This window comes from Dongia sp., assembly GCF_041909655.1.
In the GTDB taxonomy this organism is placed as follows: Bacteria; Pseudomonadota; Alphaproteobacteria; order Dongiales; family Dongiaceae; genus Dongia.
Genome location: NZ_JAYRDA010000017.1, coordinates 29,642 through 48,145, shown reverse-complemented (window position 1 = coordinate 48,145; position 18,504 = coordinate 29,642). Strand labels below are relative to the sequence as shown.

14 protein-coding genes are annotated in these 18,504 nt (G+C 61.9%); 10 read left to right on the top strand and 4 right to left on the bottom strand.

The window, feature by feature from the left end; translation table 11 throughout:
* Positions 1-73: 73 nt before the first annotated feature.
* Entirely contained in the window at positions 74-880 is an 807-nt protein-coding gene (locus tag ACE3PR_RS20690; protein WP_374376064.1) for a transporter substrate-binding domain-containing protein, read from the top strand.
* Entirely contained in the window at positions 880-1,683 is an 804-nt protein-coding gene (locus ACE3PR_RS20685) for an amino acid ABC transporter permease (RefSeq protein ID WP_374376062.1), read from the top strand. Before ACE3PR_RS20690 ends, ACE3PR_RS20685 begins: the two co-directional genes overlap by 1 nt.
* A gap of 6 nt (positions 1,684-1,689) precedes the next feature.
* Here the strand turns inward: ACE3PR_RS20685 and ACE3PR_RS20680 are convergent, their stop codons facing one another.
* Complete coding sequence (locus ACE3PR_RS20680) at positions 1,690-2,757, bottom strand: thermonuclease family protein (RefSeq protein WP_374376059.1); 1,068 nt, start codon at positions 2,755-2,757, stop codon at positions 1,690-1,692.
* 146 nt (positions 2,758-2,903) lie between these two features.
* Here ACE3PR_RS20680 and ACE3PR_RS20675 point away from each other — a divergent pair, with 146 nt between their 5' ends.
* The 5 genes from ACE3PR_RS20675 to ACE3PR_RS20655 all read left to right on the top strand — a co-directional run bounded on the left by ACE3PR_RS20675 (position 2,904) and on the right by ACE3PR_RS20655 (position 10,720).
* Positions 2,904-4,559, top strand: coding sequence for a phytoene desaturase family protein (locus ACE3PR_RS20675; protein ID WP_374376057.1), 1,656 nt, complete (start codon positions 2,904-2,906; stop codon positions 4,557-4,559).
* The gene (locus ACE3PR_RS20670) at positions 4,559-6,163 is read left to right on the top strand and encodes a phytoene desaturase family protein (RefSeq protein WP_374376055.1); all 1,605 of its coding nucleotides are present in this window, start codon (positions 4,559-4,561) and stop codon (positions 6,161-6,163) included. The genes ACE3PR_RS20675 and ACE3PR_RS20670 overlap by 1 nt, the downstream gene beginning before the upstream one ends.
* Complete coding sequence (locus ACE3PR_RS20665; RefSeq protein ID WP_374376053.1) at positions 6,163-7,353, top strand: aminomethyltransferase family protein; 1,191 nt, start codon at positions 6,163-6,165, stop codon at positions 7,351-7,353. Before ACE3PR_RS20670 ends, ACE3PR_RS20665 begins: the two co-directional genes overlap by 1 nt.
* A gap of 20 nt (positions 7,354-7,373) precedes the next feature.
* Positions 7,374-8,078, top strand: a complete 705-nt coding sequence (betI, locus tag ACE3PR_RS20660; protein WP_374376050.1) for a transcriptional regulator BetI — start codon at positions 7,374-7,376, stop codon at positions 8,076-8,078.
* 311 nt (positions 8,079-8,389) lie between these two features.
* The gene (locus ACE3PR_RS20655; RefSeq protein ID WP_374376048.1) at positions 8,390-10,720 is read left to right on the top strand and encodes a mechanosensitive ion channel family protein; all 2,331 of its coding nucleotides are present in this window, start codon (positions 8,390-8,392) and stop codon (positions 10,718-10,720) included.
* Here ACE3PR_RS20655 and ACE3PR_RS20650 read toward each other — a convergent pair.
* Complete coding sequence (locus ACE3PR_RS20650) at positions 10,707-11,903, bottom strand: adenylate/guanylate cyclase domain-containing protein (RefSeq protein WP_374376046.1); 1,197 nt, start codon at positions 11,901-11,903, stop codon at positions 10,707-10,709. The genes ACE3PR_RS20655 and ACE3PR_RS20650 overlap by 14 nt on opposite strands.
* A 104-nt stretch (positions 11,904-12,007) precedes the next feature.
* Complete coding sequence (locus ACE3PR_RS20645) at positions 12,008-13,381, bottom strand: aspartate aminotransferase family protein (protein WP_374376043.1); 1,374 nt, start codon at positions 13,379-13,381, stop codon at positions 12,008-12,010.
* A gap of 269 nt (positions 13,382-13,650) precedes the next feature.
* Here ACE3PR_RS20645 and betI (ACE3PR_RS20640) point away from each other — a divergent pair, with 269 nt between their 5' ends.
* From betI (ACE3PR_RS20640) to ACE3PR_RS20630, 3 genes are all read left to right on the top strand, one after another.
* Positions 13,651-14,652 (top strand): transcriptional regulator BetI, encoded by a 1,002-nt coding sequence (gene betI / locus ACE3PR_RS20640; RefSeq protein WP_374376041.1) that lies wholly within the window; start codon positions 13,651-13,653, stop codon positions 14,650-14,652.
* A gap of 153 nt (positions 14,653-14,805) precedes the next feature.
* Complete coding sequence (locus tag ACE3PR_RS20635) at positions 14,806-15,258, top strand: hypothetical protein (protein ID WP_374376039.1); 453 nt, start codon at positions 14,806-14,808, stop codon at positions 15,256-15,258.
* 51 nt (positions 15,259-15,309) lie between these two features.
* The gene (locus ACE3PR_RS20630) at positions 15,310-17,394 is read left to right on the top strand and encodes an acetate--CoA ligase family protein (protein ID WP_374376037.1); all 2,085 of its coding nucleotides are present in this window, start codon (positions 15,310-15,312) and stop codon (positions 17,392-17,394) included.
* A gap of 108 nt (positions 17,395-17,502) precedes the next feature.
* On the opposite strand, the gene ACE3PR_RS20625 is transcribed toward ACE3PR_RS20630, so the two are convergent.
* Complete coding sequence (locus ACE3PR_RS20625; RefSeq protein ID WP_374376034.1) at positions 17,503-18,450, bottom strand: dimethylarginine dimethylaminohydrolase family protein; 948 nt, start codon at positions 18,448-18,450, stop codon at positions 17,503-17,505.
* Positions 18,451-18,504 lie beyond the last annotated feature (54 nt).

Sequence of the window (18,504 nt, the reverse complement as noted above, 5' to 3'; positions counted from 1 at the left end):
TTGTGGCCCTCTGGGCCGCGCGCTATCCATGCCTCAACCGGGCGGGATCCGGCGGAAAATGGGCGAGGGGAAAATGTCGAGAACGATCAAAGCGATACTGGGTGCTACGTTGGCTTTTGCCATGGCGGTGGCTATGCCGCTGGCCGGTCAGGCCCAGGACAGCAAATCGCTGCTGGATGAAATTCTGGCGCGTGGCACCTTGCGCGTGGGCACGACGGGGGATTATCCGCCCTTTTCGGAGCTCGACCAGTCGACCAATACCTATAGTGGCTACGAGATCGATGTCGTGACTCAGCTTGCCGCCGATCTCGGCGTCACGCTGGAATTCGTGCCGACGACCTGGGACACGCTCTCGGCCGGTATCCAGGCCGGGAAGTACGATCTGGCTGCGTCCGGTATCACCTTGACTCTGGATCGCATGAAGACCGTCGGCTTCTCGATTCCTTATCTCGATTCACCCTTGCTGCCGATCGTGCGCAGCGAGGATGGCGGCAAATACGCGGCCTGGCGCGATCTCGATAAAGAAGGCATCCGCATCGCCGTGATGAGCGGCACCTCGGCGGAAGGCTCTGCCAGGAAGGTCTTCACCAAGGCAGAAATCGTGACCATCGTGGCGCCGGCACTCGATTATCAGGAATTGCTCGCCGGCAAGGTCGATGCGGCGATCACCGATACGGTCTTCATCAAGAAAGTGCTCGGTCAATATGCCGACAAGATCGTCGCGGTCGATCCCGACCATGTCATCGAAGGCCAGCCCAATTCGATGATGACCGTGCGCGACGATCCGACCTGGCTCAACTGGCTGAATACCTGGGTGGAGATGAAGCAGCAGACGGGCTATTTCGACACGCTCTTTGCGAAGTGGATCGCCGGCAGTTGATGTCGGTTTCTGATCGTAGCCTCCCGCCGCGTGGCGGGAGGCTTTTCTTTGTCCCGGTTCTCTGTCTGCCGCTCGCCGGTTGCGGCGATTGGGCGCCGCTGCTGCCCGGGACGCCGGCCGGGGACAAGAATTTCTGGTCGCTGGTCCTCGGCCTCCAATACACCTTGTTGCTCTCGGTCTATGCGATCGTCATCGGCTCGTTGATCGGCCTGGTCGGCGCGATGCTGGCGCGCAGCGGTTTCCGCGCCCTGCGGCGCGCGGTCTGGCTCTATGTCGAGACCTTTCGCATGGTGCCACTCTTCGTGCTGCTGCTGTGGATCTATTACGCTCTGCCGATCGCCATCAACGAATTGCCGGATTCCATTTCGGACCTGCCCGGTTTTGATGCGCTGCGGCGGATGGAGCCGTTTACGGCGGCGATCATCGGTCTGTCATTGAACGCCGGCGCCTTTCTGGTCGAGATCTTCCGCGCTGGGATTGAAAGCGTGGGCAAGCCGCAGGTGGATGCCGGCCTCGCTTTCGGCATGTCGCGGCCTTTGGTCATGCGCCGCATCATCCTGCCCCAGGCGACCCGGCGCATGCTGCCGCCGATGACCAGCCAGTTCATCTCGATCGTGAAGGATTCATCCCTGGCCGGTGTGATCGGCGTCATGGAGGTGACGCGACGCGCGACGCTGCTGCAGACGCAGATCCTGCATCCGATGGAGATCTATACCTTCCTCACCCTCGAATACATGGCGATCCTGGTCCTGCTCACCGCACTCGCCCGGTATCTGGAGCGGCGCTATCCGCAGCACGGGTGAGGGCGTCTAGCGCAGCACTTTTTCCGCGCGCGCCATCGGTTCTTCGGCGCTGGCGATGAGGTCGGCAAAGGCCGCCCGCAATTGCTCGCAGCGCAGCGCCCCGGCCTGTTTCATGATCTGGCGCACCACCTGATAGCGCGCATAGAACTGCACCAGATCGACCGAGATTTCGCGCGGCAGGTCCTTGAGGCGTCCGGCATTGGCGGCGAAGATCGTCGCTTCCGGGAGGGCCATATTGGCGAGCTGCGCGGTGGGGATCGGCAGATCCTGGATGATGCTGGCCGTGGCCGCATGCGCCGTTTCGGTCGCGGCGCGGATCGCCAGCACTTCGCCCAGGAAAAGGGCGATGAGTGCCTGCACTTCACCTTGCTGGCGCTGTTCACGCGCGCGCCGCTTGCCGTTCGCGCGCAACAGGGCGATGAGGCCGCCGATAATCACCACCAGGATGAGCGGCAGGAGTGAGAGCCAGTTGCGCACCAGATCGCGGTCGATGCCGGGTTCCACCACCGGCGCCGGCGCCACGGTGATTTCTTCGGCCTGGGCGGGCTTTGCCCAGATGCCGAGCCGGCGCTCGCGCGCCTCCGTCTCGGCGGCGTCATAGCGCGCGGAACGTTCGCGCGTTTCGGCATTCTGGGAAATCGACTGGCGATAGACCGCGACCATGCCCCCGGCCAGCATCGCTTCCGCGACGTCGTCCTCGCCAACCTTGCAGACGCCGGATAGATGCTGCCGGTCCTCACCGCGATCGAGCACGGCGCAGGTCAGGCGCTGTCCGTCGATCAGTGCCTGAAGTGCCACCCGCGCTTCCGGTCCCATCGGCACGGTCATCAACGGTGCGGCGATGCCATCCAACTGGAAAATCACGTCGCCGATGGCGATCTCGTCGCCGTCGATCGCCTGGCCGGTGCCCTCCAGCGTGGCCGGAATCTGCGCTTCCAGCGGCGCACTGCCGACTTCACCGACCGGTACCGCGGGTGGGGGCGGTTGGGTCGGATTCTTGTTTTGCGCAATGGCCGGCGCGCCCAGAACGAGGGCGGTCAGGATCGGTGCGGCGAAGAGGAGCGAGCGTGGCATTGCTTTTCCTGGATTTTTTGCATCCCCGTCCCTTTGGTAATGGGGTGCCCGGCAATCGTCAATGGCAGGGTGATACAGGCTTGACTTGAAGCTGAATGATCATTCAAAATTTGAACGCTTATTCAATTTCACGGGGGTTCCGGATCATGGGCAGCAGATACGACGCCATCGTCATCGGTGGCGGCCATAACGGTCTGACGACCGCCGCCTATCTGGCCAAGGGGGGCGACCCCAATGGCAAGAACAAGCTCAAGGTCCTGGTCCTCGAGCGCTACCACAAGGTGGGTGGGGCGGCGATGTCGGAGGAGATCTTCCCCGGCTTCACCTATTCGACCTGCTCCTATGTCTGCTCGCTGTTGCGGCCCGAGATCATCCGCTTTCTGGACCTGCCGCGCCATGGGTTGCAGGTGATCCCTTACGAGATCAATTCCTCCCCCAATCCGGAAGGCGAGGGGATCGTCACCTATTCGGATCACGACCGGACTCGCGAATCCTTGCGCAAGCATTCGATCAAGGATGCCGAGGCCTATGACCATTACGCGGCCGAGATCAGCCGGCAATGCCGCTTCATCAAGCCGCTGCTGATGGTGACACCACCCGATCCCACCCAGCTCAATCCCTTTGCCCAGAACAAGATCAATCCCTGGGGCAAGCGCACGGACCTTGAGGGCCTGCTCAAGATCGCCTCCGAATTCGGCCGCATGGGCGAGAAGCAGATGTATGAGATCATCCGCTTCTGGACCATGTCGATCGGTGATTTCCTCGATGAATATTTCGAGACGCCGCGCTGGAAGGGTTTCGCGGCCGCTTCGTCGATCATCGGCACGGCGCTTGGTCCCTATTCGCCGGGCACGGCCTATGTGCTGCTGCATCATTATATGGGCGAGGTCGACGGTCAGATCGGCGCCTGGGGCTTCGCGCGGGGCGGCATGGGTTCGGTCTCGAAAGCGATCGCCTCGGCGGCGACCGAGGCCGGCGTCGAGATCCGCACCAATGCGGAAGTCGACAAGGTCATCGTCCGCGACGGGAAATGCGTCGGCGTCGTCTTGAAGAACGGCGAGGAAATCTATGCCCGCACGGTGGTCAGCAATGCCGATCCGAAGCGGACCTATCTGAAGCTCATCGACAAGTCGGATCTCGATGCGATCGATCCGGACATTCACACCTACGCCAAGAATTTTAAGATCCGCGGTTCGTCCGGCAAGCTCAACATCGCGCTCGACGGTCTGCCGCAATTCGCGGGGCTGCCCAAGGAATCGGCCTGGGGTACCATCGATATCGGCGGCGATTTCGATTATATCGAACGCGCTTTCGACGATTACAAATACGGCTCCTGGTCGAAGCGGCCTTTCCTCGACATCGTCATCCCGACCACGGTGGATCCGACCATGTCACCGCCCGGCAAGCATTTCATGTCGGTCTTCGTGCAATACGTTCCCTACAAGCTGGGCGAGCAGCAATGGACGCCGGAGATGAAGGCGGCCTTTGAGAAGGACGTGCTGGACACGATCGAGATGAACGCGCCGGGCTTCAAGAACCTGATCCTGCATTGTCAGACGCGCACGCCCTGGGACATCGAGAACGAGGTGGGCCTCACCGAAGGCAACATCTTCCAGGGTGAATTGACGCTGGATCAAATGCTGTTCAACCGGCCATTCCCGGGCCTCGGCCAATATCGCGGACCGTTCGACGGCTTCTATATGTGCGGTTCCGGCACACATCCCGGCGGCGGCGTCATGGGGGCACCCGGGGCCAATGCGGCACGCGAGATGCTCAAAGACTTCAAGCATGGGGTGGTGTGATGGCAACCCATCATCAAGGTTACGACGCGATCGTCATCGGCGCCGGCCATAACGGCCTGGTGACGGCGAGCTATCTGGCCAAAGCGGGGCAGAAGGTGCTGGTGCTGGAGGCGGGCGACCGGCCCGGCGGCGCCGCGCAGACGCGGGAATTCGCACCCGGCTATCGCGTCTCCACCGTCGCGCATATCCTCCACGCCCTGCATCCCAAGGTGATCGCCGATCTCGATCTGGAATCCCACGGTCTCAAGCCGCGCGCGCACAAGATCGGCACCTCGGCCTTGCTGCCGGGCGGTGCCCGCATCGACATCACCGACGATGCGCTGGCGACCCACGATTCGATCGCGCGCTTTTCGCCCAACGATGCGCTGGCATGGCATCCGCGTATGGAGCGGCTGATGCGTATTTCGGGGGCGCTCGGCACGTTCCTGATGAAAACACCGCCCAGCCCGTCGCCCTCGGCCAACGACTTCCAGACCAAGCTGGCGCTGGGCATGTTCGCGGTACAATTGCGCATGATGGGCAAGAAGGACATGCTGGAGCTCTCCCGCATCTTGACCATCAACGTGGCCGATCTTGCCAACGACTTCTTCGAAAACGATACGCTGAAAGGCCTGCTCGGTTTCGAAGCGACGCTGGGCGTCTATCTGGGGCCACGGTCGCCCAATACGGTCTTCAATCTGCTCTACCGGCTCGCCTCGCTCGGCAAGCACGGATTGGGTGGGCTCTATCTGCCGCAGGGCGGCATGGGCGGGATCATCGACGCTCTCGTGAAGGTGGCGCTGGGCAAGGGTGTCGTCATCCGCACGGAGGCGCCGGTCGATCATATCCTGATCGAGAAGGAAGTGGCGGTCGGTGTGGTGCTGGCCAATGGCGAGGAGATTCGCGCGCCGATCGTGGCCTCCAGCGCCGATCCGCAGCGCACACTGCTGAAGATGGTGCAGCCCGGCAATCTCGATACCGAATTCCTGCGGCGCATGCGGCATCTCCGCATGAATGGTTGCGTCGCCAAGGTCCATCTGGCGCTGGATGCCCTGCCGGGCGTCTTTGCGCAGGCGCAGGGCCGCATGGTGGTTGCGCCGTCGACCAATTACGTCGAGCGCGCCTTCGATTGTGCGAAATATGGCCGCGTTTCGGATCATCCGGCGCTGGAAATCGTGATCCCGACCTTGACCGATCCAAGCCTGGCGCCCGCGGGCAAGCATGTGGCCTCGATCCTCTGTCAATATGCGCCCTACAAACTGCGCGAGACCACGCCCGACCAGGCGCGTGCCCAGGTTCTGGAACGGACGCTGGAGGTGCTGGAGCTGATGGCGCCCGGCACCGGCAATCTTGTGAATGCCTCGGAAGTGCTGACGCCCCATGACCTCGAAAGTCGGTTCAACCTTTCCGGCGGTCAATGGCATCAGGGCGAAGTGACTTTGGATCAGGTCTTCTTCCTGCGGCCGGCAGCCTCGTTCCAGCAATACAAGATGCCATTGCCCGGCCTCTGGCTGTGCGGGGCGGGGGCGCATCCGGGCGGCAATGTCTCTGGCGCCGCCGGTGCCAATGCCGCGCGCGAAATCCTGAAAGACCTTCGACAGAACGACAAGCGGGGGGCTGCCTGATGACCCATGTTCAGCACCTGAAGCCTTTTCTGAAGAAGACTCCCTTCCATGAGCCGATGCAGGCCCTGATGCATGGGGCAGGCTGGATCCGCTGGCAGGGTTATTATTCGCCGGCCTTCTATGATTCCGTGCAGTCGGAATATTTCGCGGTACGCAACGGGGCCACGGTCTACGATATCTCGCCCCTCATCAAATATGCGATCAAGGGCAAGGATGCAGCCAAGTTCGCCAATTATCTGGTGACGCGCGACCTCACCAAGATCAAGCCGATGAATGCCGCCTATACCGCCTGGTGCGATGACGATGGCCGCATGATCGAGGAGGGGACGCTCTTCCGCCTGGGCGAGAACGAGTTCCTGCTGAATGCCGCACTTCACCAACTGCATTGGCTGAACGAATCCGCCTACGGCTTTTCGGTCGAGATCGAGGAGATTTCGGATCAGCTTGCCGGTCTGTCGCTGCAAGGTCCGACCTCCCGGCGCATCCTGGAAGAGCTCGGCGTGGCGGGAATCGGCAAGCTGCCACATTTCGGCATCCTGGAAACGAATATCGACGGCAAATGGCTGCGCATCGACCGTGCCGGCTTTACCGGCGATCTCGGTTACGAAATCTGGGTGAAGCCGCAGGATGCCTTGTGGCTGTGGGAAAGCCTGTTCCGCATCGGGGATCCCTTCAAGATCGCGCCCATGGGCAGTCACGCGCTGGAGATGACGCGGATCGAGGCCGGTTTCATCCTGGTCGATGTCGATTATATCGGCGCGCATCATGCCATCCGGCCGACCCAGCGAGTCTCGCCTTTTGAAGCCGGGATCGGCTGGGCCGTGGCGCTGAAGAAGGATGCCTATTTCGTCGGCAAGCGTGCCTTGCAGAAGGAGAAGGCGGAGGGGAGTTCGCGTTACATCCTCTCGGGCGTCGAGATCGAGGGTCGCAAGCCGGCGCCCGGCGCCTTTCTCTATGCCGACCAGAAGGGCACCAAGGAATTGGGGCTCACGACCTCAGCCATGTGGTCACCGCTCCTGAAGAAGAACCTCGCTTTCGCCCAGTTGCCGGCGGCCTATGCCAAGCCCGGCACCGAAATGTGGATCGAAATCTGGTACCCGAAGGAAAAGAAGATCGAGCGCAGCATGGTGAAATGCTGGGCCCGAAACCGCATGTTCTTCGATCCGCCCAGGAAGAAGGAGATTGTTTGACGAGCTGAACGTCGACAATCATGGCCAAGAACGCCCCCATCCGCAGCAACCGCCGCAAGGAATTGATCGAGGCGACGATCGCCGTCATCGCTCAGTATGGCTATCACGGCACGACGGTGAGCCGGGTCGCCAAGGAGGCGGGCGTCTCGGTCGGCTTGATGAATTTCCATTTCGAAACCAAGGACAAGCTGTTCGAAGCGGTCTTCAAGCATCTGGCCGACGAGTACCAGCAGGTCTGGGAGGAGCGGGCCAGCGCCTCGGACCAGGCCCCCTGGCCGCTGTTGCAAACGATGATCGCGACATATTTCGATCGCGAGGTTTTCAATAACGACCGGCTGCCGGTCTGGTTCGCCTTCTGGTCGGATCCGGCGCTCCGCGACAAGTTCCGCGATGCGGCAACGGCGGTCGAGCGGCGCTATGTCCAGCAATTGGAGATCCAGATCGGCCATCTGCTGGATTTCCACGCCCATCCCGACTGGGCGGCGCGGAATGTGGCGAGCGCGCTTTCAGCCATGATCGACGGATTCTGGCTGCAGGCCTTGCTCTATCCCAAGAAATTCAAGGCCAAGGATGCGGTCATCAAATGTACGGATTTCATCCGCACGGTCTTGTCCTATCACCTGCAGCGCCGCGAGCTGGCCCATCTGCGCCGGAAGGATGAGGACGCCGAAGACCTTTCCGATTTCGCGGCGGCTGTGCCCGAGAAAGACGCGCCGGGGACCTGAGCTAACCTTTCCTTGTTTAGGCAAGGACGTAATGCCCTAGAATGAATAGGTTTTTAGCTGGCCATGGCGTGCAGCCACGTCTCGGGCCGGAATCGCGCGAACGCCCTGACGGATAAATGACGCCCAGAAAGGGCACGGAAAAGTCACCCCAAGCGCGACATGTCGAAAATCGACTTTTGACCGGGGGATTGGGTATGGTCGCCCTTGCCCAGCGCCCTGGCCGCCGATTCCGATGCTGCGGGTTCCGGTGGCCTGTGGCAAAGGTTATCCCTCCGACGGTTGCCCGTCCGATTACTGGAGATTTCTCGCTGATGCTGCGTCATGCGCCGATTGTCGGTTTTCTCGTGTTTCTTTTTGCCGCCTGTGCCTGGGCACAGATTGCGCAGGCGCAAGACGCCCCGACATCGGCTGAAACCGATAAGTTGATCGAGACGCTGAAGGATCCGCAACGGCGCGAGGAATTGCTGCGCCAACTCGAAATATTGCGCCAGGCGCAAGGGCAGGCTCCGAAAGAGGCCGCTCAACCGGCAAACGGCTTGGAAGCGGTCGACCACACGATCGCGAATGCCCTTTCCTCGCTGACGGGGAAAGATGAGGCGGCCAACGAAGCGACGGATGCCGGCGCGGCACCGGAAGGCTCCGGGGCATTGGTCACGCTGGAGGAGATGGTCAGCGAGATCCGCGACAATCTCGAAGAATCCTGGCAATGGCTGGGCGGTCTCAAGGACGAAATCGGTCAGTTGGACTACACCGTCAACAGCCGGAAATTCCGTGCCTTCTGGGCGTCGCTGTCCTGGGAATTGCTGGCCATTCTGGCCGGCGCCAGCCTTGTGGGCGGCATCACGCATTTCCTGCTGCGTCGCCCAACCCAGCGTCTGCTGGGACATGCCCGGACCGTCACACGGCTGGTCTGGCGCAACGCTCTCGGCGTGGTGCTGAAACTGTTGCCGGCGGCCTTGTTCGGCCTTGCCGGATATGTGCTGGTGATCGCCCTCGATCTCAAACCGACGCCGAGCTTGGTCGCCATGGCGCTTATCAACGCGCAAACCGCGGTGCTGCTGATCATGGCGGTGGGCAGCCTCGATTTCGCCGTGGCGCGCGGACGCATCATGCCGGATTGGTTCACCGACGAGGCGACTTCGTTCCTGCGCGCCTCGATCCTGCATCTTGCCATCACGCTGAGCTATGGCGTGATGATGATCGAACTTGCCGGTGCCATGGGCGTCGACGCGGCGCTCATCCGCCTGCTGGTCCATATCGTCGGCTTCGTCACGGTGGCCATCGCGCTCTATACGGTCTATCGCCTGCGCCGCATCCTGGCTTTGCACGAGCAGGTACAGGAAGCGCAGGAAATCGACGCCATGGCGGCCGGCGCCGACAATGCCGCGGCGGCCATCGCCACCCGGTCGATTGCCAAGGCCGAGAATTCCTTGCGCCGCAACTGGGCGAGCTTTGCCACCCTGGCCGTGCTCGGGTTCTACATGCTGTGGATGGTGGCCCCAGTCGAGGTGCTGCTGTTCTGCCTGCGGGGTGCGATCCTCACCATCCTGGTGACGGTGTTCCTGCGCTCGCTGACGCGCCTCATCCGCCGCGCGTTCAAGCGCCATCTGGCGGAAGAGGGAAAGCAGACCTGGTGGAGCACCGGGCCGTGGCGGCGCTTTCAGCTCTATATCGATATCTTCCGCCGCGCCATCCTGGCCATCCTGACCGTGTTCGCGGGCATCCTCATTCTGCAGATCTGGGGTGTCGATTTCGTGGCCTGGCTGGTATCGCCGGTGGGGCAGCGTCTCGCCGGGGGCCTAGTGACGATTCTGCTGCTTATCATCGGCGGCATCGTGCTTTCCGAACTTTTCAGCATCGCCGTCGAAAGCCATCTGCAGAAGCGCAGCGCGGATTATTCCGATCTTTCGCGCCGCTCGCGCGCCCGGACCTTGTTGCCGCTGCTGCGCAACGTGGTGCGCGTGGCGCTGGGTACCATCATCACGCTCCTTGTACTTGGCGAGATGGGAATCCAGATCGGGCCGCTATTGGCCGCCGCCGGTGTGGTCGGCCTTGCTGTCGGTTTCGGCGCCCAGACCCTGGTCAAGGACATCATCACCGGCATCTTCATCCTCATTGAGGATACGATCGCGGTCGGCGACGTGGTCGATCTTGATGGTAATAGCGGCGTGGTGGAAAGCATGACCATCCGTACCGTGCGCCTGCGCGATCAGGCAGGGACGGTGCATACGGTGCCGTTCAGTGCGATTACCAAGGTCATGAACATGACGCGGGATTTCTCCTACGCCGTGTTCGAGATCAACATTGCCTACAATCAGGACATCCAGCAGGTAATCGACGTGGTGCAAGGGGTCGCAGCCGAGATGCGTAAGGACCCGAAATTCGCCCGCGATATTCTGGAGCCGATCGAAATCCTGGGGCTGGACCGGTTCGCCGATTCCGCCGTGGTCATCAAGGCACGCATCAAGACCAAGCCGATCCGGCAGTGGGATGTGGGGCGGAGTTTCAACTGGCGCCTGAAGGATGCCTTTGATGCGGCCGGGATCGAGATACCCTATCCCCAGCGCACGATGCATATCGTGGCACCCAAGCATCTGGCGGAAATCGCGCCGCCGCCGGAGGCGCCTGTCAAGGCGACGTGAAGAGTTCCCGCGCGCCCGTCAGGCCGCGCAAGGCATGGGAGCCCAGGGACCGCGGCCCGACACCGTCGAGGTGGCGCGTCATTTCCTGCGACATCACGAGCGGGACGCCCAATTCCTTGCCCTTTTGCACCATGCGCGCGCCCGCATTGACTGCCGGGCCGATCACGGTGAAATCGAGCCGCGAGGTGCCGCCGACATTGCCGTAGAGCACGTCGCCGATATGGAGCGCGATGTCGACCGGCATCGCATGCGGATGCTCGATTGCGAGCGCCGCATTGCTGCGGAGTGCTTCGATGGCGGCCTGATAGGCGGCACGGGCGGCCTCGGCATCGGTGGCGGGATTGGTCGGAAATACGGCAAGCAGGCCATCGCCCATGAATTTCAGCACCTGGCCGCCGTTGGTTTCGATCGGGGTCACGACAAGTTCAAGGTGGCGGTCGAGTGAGGTGAGGAGAGCGGCGGGGTCGAGCGTTTCCCCGCGCTGTGTGAAGCCGCGAAGGTCGGCATAGAGGATCGCCGCGCGGAGGCTGCGCATATCGCCGCGCGTGGTAGTGCCCTGGAGAACGCGCAAGGCGGCGTCCTGCCCGAGATAGGTCGCGAGCAGATCCTGGGCGAGGGTCGCAAAGACGCGGCCTTGGATGGCGGCCGAGAGATGCGGCAATAGCCGCTCGAACGCCACCTGATGCTGCTGCGACCATCCTTCCGGCAGATCGCAGCAGAGGGTCACGATGAAGCCAAGAGGTTCGTCGGGCATTGCCGTCGGGAGGAGCGTGAAGGGGATGAGATAGGCGGCCCAGGCGGAATAGCCGCGCGCCGCGAAGTCCTTGAGGATATCGAAATCGAGCTGTGCTTCCGGCCCTTGCAGGGGGCGATAGAGCTGGTCGATCCCCGCGGTCAGCATATGATGGATCGGCGAGCGCTGATAACCCGGCGGCATCGACGCATGCTCATAGCGCTCATGAATCACCGCGCCCGCCTGCCGTTCATAAATGTATCCTTCGGCGCGGATCAGCGGATTGAGGAGGCGGACCCCCAGATAGGCGCGCCCGACGCCGAAGCCCAGTGCGTTCAGGCGTTCCATGAAGCCGGCCATAATCGCATCGACCGGAGATCCATCGAGGCTGGCCCGCGCCAGCCAGAGCGGGAGATCGTCGAGGGAAGTGCCGGCGCCGGAATCGTCCATGGCGCGATCCTGCTGAGACGCGCGGCGCTTTGCAAGGCGCAAAAGAAAACGGCGCCGCACCCGGTGGGGCGCGGCGCCGTCGGTCAGCGCGGAAAGTAGATGTATTAGCCGCTGATGCCGGGCATCAGCTTGTTTTCGGTTTCGCGGCCCTTGGCGAGCTCGTCGAGGGTGAGATCGACCGCCTCCTCGAACTTCTGAAGCGTCTCGTCGAGGCAGGCCTTGTCGTGGGCCGAGGAGATGAACCAGGGTTCGCGGCTGTCCGGCTCGCACATGATGCCCATGTCGATGAGGTAGCCAGCCATCGTGTCGTAGAAGGTGTAGTCGCTGAGCTTCCAGTTGCGGTAGGTGGTCGGCGCCTCGGCGCTGAAGAACAGGCCCGACATCGATTGATGGCCGGTGAAGCTGTGCGGGATGCCGCGCTTCACCAGCACCTTGTGCATGCCGTCCTGCATCGCCTGGCCATAGCTGGCGATGTTCGCCAGGGCATCGGTATCCTTGAGAATGGTCAGCGTCGCCTCGGCGGCGGCGAGGCTCATCGCCTGGGCGGTATAGGTGCCGCCATGCGCAACGCCCTTGCCATATTTGCGGAGGATCTCTTCCTTGCCGCCGATGGCCGAGATCGGATAGCCGTTGGCCATCGCCTTCGCCACGGTGAAGATGTCGGCCTCGATGCCGTAAAGCTGCTGCGCGCCGCCCTTGGCGACACGGAAGCCGGTCTTCACCTCGTCGACGATCATCAGCACGCCATATTTCGTGCAGAGCTCGCGCACGGCCTTGATGAATTCCGGCTTCGAGGGAATGCCGCAGCAATTGCCGAGGATCGGTTCGATCAGCACGGCGGCGATGGTGTCATGATTCTTCTTCAGTACCTCTTCGAGGCGCTGCGCGTCGTTATAGGGGACCTGCCAGAAGAGCTGGCGGACGAGCTGGGGGATGCCCTCGCCATAGGGAATGACCTTGGGCTGCTTGGTCTGGTCCTTCATGTCCTCGGGATCGGCCGTCCACATGCTGGCGTCGAACAGGCCGTGATAGGAGCCTTCGAAGGTGACGTAATTGTCCTTGCCGGTATAGCCGCGGGCGAGGCGCAAGGCCGCCATCACGGCTTCGGTGCCGGAATTGGAGAAACGCACCAGCTCGGCGGCGGGCATCATTTCCTTGATCAGCTTGGCCACGGCTACTTCCTTCTCGGTGCCCAGCGCATAGACCGTGCCGATCGATTGCGCCGCGCGCGCGGCGGCATCGACGGTGTCGTTGCAATGGCCGAGAATCGCCGGGCCATAGCCGAGGCGGTAATCGATGTACTCGTTGCCATCGATGTCCCAGAGGCGGGCACCCTTGCCGTTTTTCACAAAGATGGTGTTGTCGTCGCCCCAGTAACGGAAGTTGGAGCTGACGCCGAGCGGCATGTGCTTGAGCGCTTCCTGGAAGTGGGCGCGGCTCTTCTCCATCTTCCGGCGCTCGGTCTTGATCGTCGACATGATAAAATACTCCATGAATACAATGATTTGCGGGGCTGTCCCGCGCTCCGGTTAGGTGCCTGTCCCAGTCTGGTCACCGTCCGGTCATTGAATGTTTGTATAAAAAATCTATCATGAGATTCGGAAATGCTCAATATCGCTAAATGAGTATTTAATGTTGCGACTGCAGCAAAGCGAGATATATCATGCACTTATCCGATTCTGGGCGGGATCGATTCCCAGGGTTCGCCTAATTTTATTGCCGAATGCCTAAAGGGGAGGCAGCGCTGATGGCCAAGGCCGAAGCCGCCAAGGAAGTACGCCGCAAGCAATTGATCGACGCCACGATCCGCGCCATCGGCCGGGTCGGCTATGCCAGCGCGACGCTGACGCATGTGGCGAGCGAGGCTGGCCTGTCGCCGGGCATCGTCAATTTCTATTTCAAATCGAAAGAGCAATTGCTGGTGGCGACCCTCGAGCAGATCGCCGAGGAATATTCGACCTTCTGGCAGCAGGCGATCAACAAGGGCAAGGTCTCGCCGGCGGCGGGCCTCGAAGCGATGATCGAGGCCGACTTTCATCCCACCGTCTGCAATGTCGAGAAGGTCTCGATCTGGTACGCCTTCTGGGCCGAGGCGCGCAGCAATGCGAGCTATCACGACGTCGTCCACAATCTCGAGCAGGATTATCTCGCGCAGACGGCGACGCTTTGCCAGCGCATCATTCAGGAAGGCGGCTATGAGGAGGTGAGCGCACGCGACGTCGCGACCGGCCTCAACGCCATGATCGACGGCCTCTGGTTCGATTGCCTGATGGAACCCAAAAGCTTCAACCGTTCGGAAGCCAAGCGCATCTGCCGCCTCTATCTCGCCTCGGTCTTTCCGGCGCATTTCTCGGGTGGTGCCGCCAAGCGCGGGAAGGGCGATAACGACAACGGCGTCGTCGTGGCGCTGGATCAGGAAACGCAGGGGCGTCATGCCCACCGGGCACGCCTGGCCGCGGCCTTGCGCAAGCGCATGGAGCCGGTCGGCCCCCTGCGCCGCGAAGTGCTCGCGGCCAGTGCCGGTATTTCGGTAAAGATGCTGGAAAGCTGGCTCGACGGCCGCGCCGAGCCCAATTCCTGGCAGATGGGGCGCCTCATCGTCGCCACCGATGCGCAGCTCTGGTTCGAGATCTACGGGCCTATGCATGAGGAGACGCAGCGCCTGTTCGACTCACGCCTCGCCCAGGCGCAGGAACAGGCCACCCGCGAGCGCGCGGCATTGGCAGCGTTGGCCAACAAGAAGGAATAGGCGGTCGAAGTCGGGCGGGGCATTCATCCAGATCATGCGGCCCTAACACGATTGGCGCGCAAGCCCTCTATTTTATGCGTCTTTCCCCTGGACAAGCAGGAAGCTTGTCGTGAATTCTGATTGTGCACAATGCCGTGTAGGAGGGTGATTCAGGTGTTGCACAAGCCAAATCGAGCTTCGCTTGTTGGGCTTGCGCTATTGTGCGTAGCGACTGCACGAGCGGAAGCGCAAGACCTTCCTGAAAATGCGATCATAGAGTTCTCGTCAGCGCTCGACTGGGTAAAGGTCGACGGATACATGTATTACATATCCCTTCCGGATGATGCGGCCATCAAGCGAATTCAGAGCTACGGCAAGATAAATCTGCCGAATGATCGCGCCGGCATTATCCAAAGCTGCAGCATGGGTATTGATGTTACTTCTGGTATGGCTAACAGCAATCACTCATACGGCGCCATCTGTGACGCAGTCACAGATGGAAAACCGAACTTGATCGCAATATGCGATGACATACACATTGGATGGTTTGCGGCCGCCGAAGTATCGGGAAGTATGAGCGAGAGAGAGCTTGCCCTGTTTGTCGTGAAAAGCTGTGTTGGGGGTTAATTTCAATATCGCGATAGCCCCAACCTTACGATCCATTTCTGAGTATCAACGATGAGATCGCCCCACAAACTCGATCGGCTGCTGCGGCCGAAAAGTGTCGCCCTGGTCGGGGCGAGTCCGAAAGACGGCAGTGTCGGGCGCGGCATGATCACGTCGACCGGTATGCCGGGGACGCCGTGCAAGATCTATTTCGTCAATCCGGGCTATGACGAGATCGACGGGCAGAAATGCTACAAGTCGCTCAAGGATCTGCCGGAAGTCGTCGATCTCGCGGTGCTGGGGATCGCGAACGCGCGATTGGAGGCAGCCCTTGACGAGGTGATCGCCTGTGGCATCGGTGCCGTCACGGTTTTCGCCAGCGGCTATGTCGAGAACGACACCGAACCGAAGCTCACCGAGCGCATCGCCGCCAAAGCGCGGGCCAACGGGATCGCGATCTGCGGCGGCAATTGCATGGGCTTCTATCACCTGGATTACGGCCTCCGGGTCTGCGGCTTTCCGCCGCCCGCCTGGATCCGCAAAGGCAATGTCGCCTTCATCACGCATTCCGGCTCGGCCTTTTCGGCGCTCTGCCATACTGACCGGCGCTTCGGCTTCAGCCTCGCGGTTTCGGCGGGGCAGGAACTCGCGACAGACGTCGCGCAATATATGGATTTCGCGCTGGAGATCCCGGCCACCAAGGTGATCGGCCTGTTCCTGGAAACCGTGCGCGACCCGGCGGGCTTCAAGGAGTCACTTGCCACAGCACAGGCCAAAGGCGTGCCGGTCGTGGCGCTGAAGGTCGGCCGCACGGCGGAGAGTGCAGCACTCGCGGTGTCGCATTCCGGCGCCGTCGCCGGTAACCATGCCGCCTATCAGGCCCTGTTCGAACATTACGGCGTGATCGAGGTCGCCAACATGGATGAGCTCGTCAACGCGCTCCATCTTTTCTCGTCGGAACGCAAACTGGCTGCCGGCGGCCTCGCCACGATGCACGATTCCGGCGGCTTTCGGGAATTGGTGATGGATCTCGGGATCGAGATTGGCGTGCCCTTCGCGCAGATCAGCGAAGCAACGCGCGACAAGCTGGCGGCGCGCCTCGATTACGGGCTGGAGCCGATCAATCCGCTGGATGCCTGGGGCACCGGCAATGACTGGGAGGCGATCTTCGAGGACTGCCTGCAGGCCTTGGTCGACGATCCCGATACGGCGCTGGCGAGCTTCTGCGTCGAGGCGCGCGACGGCTATTATCTTTCGGCCGGTTATGCCGATGTCCTGCGGCGCGTGGCGCAGCGGACCCGGAAGCCGGTCTTCTACACCACCAATCTCGGCAGCAACGCCAATCTCGACCTCACCACCAAGCTCGCCCATGACGGTGTACCGGTGCTCTCGGGCGTTGCCTCGATGCTGAGCGTCGTGAAGAAGGCGATGGCGGAGCGCGACCGCGCCGCCCTCGGCGTCGATCCGGCAATGCAAGCGCCGCAGGGCCTGCGCGCGAAATGGCAATTGCGGCTAGCTACCGGCGATCTCTCGGAGGCCGAGGCGCTGGATCTGCTGGCCGATTACGGCGTGTCGGTGGTGCCGCATCTCTTTGCCGAGAGCGAAGCGGAGGCACTGAAAGCGGCAGAGCAGGTGGGCTATCCCATCGTTCTCAAAACGGCGATGTCCGGCATCCTTCATAAATCCGATGTCGGCGGGGTGAAGTTGAACCTTGTGGATGCCGAGGCGGTGAAGGCCGCCTATGCGGATCTCGCGGCGCGTCTCGGCCCACGTGCGCTCGTCATGCCGATGGCGGGGAAGGGCACCGAGATTTCCTTCGGCATGACTCATGACGCCCAGTTCGGGCCGGTGGTGATGATCGGCGCCGGCGGCGTGCTGATCGAGATGATGAAGGACCGCCGCTTCGTGCTGCCGCCTTTCGGGGCGAAGATGGCACGCTGGCAGATCGATAAGCTCTCACTGCGGCCCCTGCTGGACGGCAAGCGTGGCGCCAAGCCCGCCGATGTGGCCGCGCTGGCGCGTGCGTTTGCCGCATTCTCGACGATGGTCGCCGATCTTGAGGGCCTGGTGAGCGAGATCGACGTCAATCCACTCATCGTCAACGAACGTGGCCTGGTGGCGGTGGATGCGTTGATCGTGGGGCGGACCGGTCACTAGCGCCCCCACCCAACCCTCCCCCTAAAGGGAGAGGGCTTTGGAACGAGGCCGAAGGATCAAGCTCGCTCCACCTCCCTCTCCCTTTAGGGGGAGGGTCGGGGTGGGGGCTTACGCCGCTTCGCGGTTTAGCGGCTGGCACATGCAATGGACGCCGCCGCCGGCCCAGGTGAACATGGTCATGTCGGGGTCGTAGACTTCGAAGCCGTGGGCGCGGAGTTTGGCGTTGAGGTCCTTGGCGCCGGAGGTCGAGAGGATCCGGTCCTTGCCCAGTGAGACCACGTTGCAACCCAAGGCCATCGTCTCCTTGAAGGTCGCCGGGATAATCTCGATCTTCTTCGCCTTGAGGAAATCGACGACGTCATCCTCGGTCGTATCGAGGCAGACGGCGGCCACCTTCTCGTTCAGCATGCAGACCATCAGATCGATATGGACGTAGAACTGGTCGATCGGCGCGAATTTCACTTCCCAGCCTTCGTCCTTCATCCAGCCGGCGATCTGTCGGGCCGAGATTTCTTCCGAGCGATGGTCGGTATAGCCGATGAGGGCGGTGTTGTGGGCGATGACGTTGAAATCACCACCTTCGAAATTACCCGAGCTGACCATGTCGTAGATCGGGATGTCGTTGTCCAGATAGAAGCGCAGACAGGAGGCGTATTCGCCGCGGCGGCGCGGATTGGCCATCTGGCAGATGACCGCGCCATAGGGCGTCATGAAGGAGGAATCGCGGGCATAGACCTGATAGGGGTTGTGCTCATCCAGGGGCAGGAAGTGGCAATTGACGCCGGCGCTCTCATAGGCACTCACCATTTCGCGGTGCTGGCGCATGGCGACCTGCTTGTCGAACTTGTAGCCCTTGCGGAGCGTGTCGCGGACCAGGGCCGACCAGGCGGCATTCTCAAGCCCCATCCAGCGAAAGCCTTCGGCCGGGCCAAGCAGCACGTCTTTCAGCACGCCGAAATCGTTGGTGAGGTTCCATTTCTTCATCACCGGCGTGCCGCCGCCGACGACGCGACCGCGCAAGGCGGTGGGCTTGGTGGCCGTTTGGGTGCCGTTCATGATGCTCGATCCTCGGTCAAGTGATGGGGATGCGAGAAATTATCAGGCGTCACT

What these genes read in the sequence shown, in the direction of transcription:
- ACE3PR_RS20625 (WP_374376034.1), bottom strand. Translation starts at nt 18,450, where the DNA reads ATGAACGGCACCCAAACGGCCACCAAGCCCACCGCCTTGCGCGGTCGC.
- betI (WP_374376050.1), top strand. Translation starts at nt 7,374, where the DNA reads ATGGCCAAGAACGCCCCCATCCGCAGCAACCGCCGCAAGGAATTGATC.
- ACE3PR_RS20645 (WP_374376043.1), bottom strand. Translation starts at nt 13,381, where the DNA reads ATGTCGACGATCAAGACCGAGCGCCGGAAGATGGAGAAGAGCCGCGCC.
- betI (WP_374376041.1), top strand. Translation starts at nt 13,651, where the DNA reads ATGGCCAAGGCCGAAGCCGCCAAGGAAGTACGCCGCAAGCAATTGATC.
- ACE3PR_RS20665 (WP_374376053.1), top strand. Translation starts at nt 6,163, where the DNA reads ATGACCCATGTTCAGCACCTGAAGCCTTTTCTGAAGAAGACTCCCTTC.
- ACE3PR_RS20650 (WP_374376046.1), bottom strand. Translation starts at nt 11,903, where the DNA reads ATGGACGATTCCGGCGCCGGCACTTCCCTCGACGATCTCCCGCTCTGG.
- ACE3PR_RS20675 (WP_374376057.1), top strand. Translation starts at nt 2,904, where the DNA reads ATGGGCAGCAGATACGACGCCATCGTCATCGGTGGCGGCCATAACGGT.
- ACE3PR_RS20690 (WP_374376064.1), top strand. Translation starts at nt 74, where the DNA reads ATGTCGAGAACGATCAAAGCGATACTGGGTGCTACGTTGGCTTTTGCC.
- ACE3PR_RS20655 (WP_374376048.1), top strand. Translation starts at nt 8,390, where the DNA reads ATGCTGCGTCATGCGCCGATTGTCGGTTTTCTCGTGTTTCTTTTTGCC.
- ACE3PR_RS20670 (WP_374376055.1), top strand. Translation starts at nt 4,559, where the DNA reads ATGGCAACCCATCATCAAGGTTACGACGCGATCGTCATCGGCGCCGGC.
- ACE3PR_RS20680 (WP_374376059.1), bottom strand. Translation starts at nt 2,757, where the DNA reads ATGCCACGCTCGCTCCTCTTCGCCGCACCGATCCTGACCGCCCTCGTT.
- ACE3PR_RS20685 (WP_374376062.1), top strand. Translation starts at nt 880, where the DNA reads ATGTCGGTTTCTGATCGTAGCCTCCCGCCGCGTGGCGGGAGGCTTTTC.
- ACE3PR_RS20630 (WP_374376037.1), top strand. Translation starts at nt 15,310, where the DNA reads ATGAGATCGCCCCACAAACTCGATCGGCTGCTGCGGCCGAAAAGTGTC.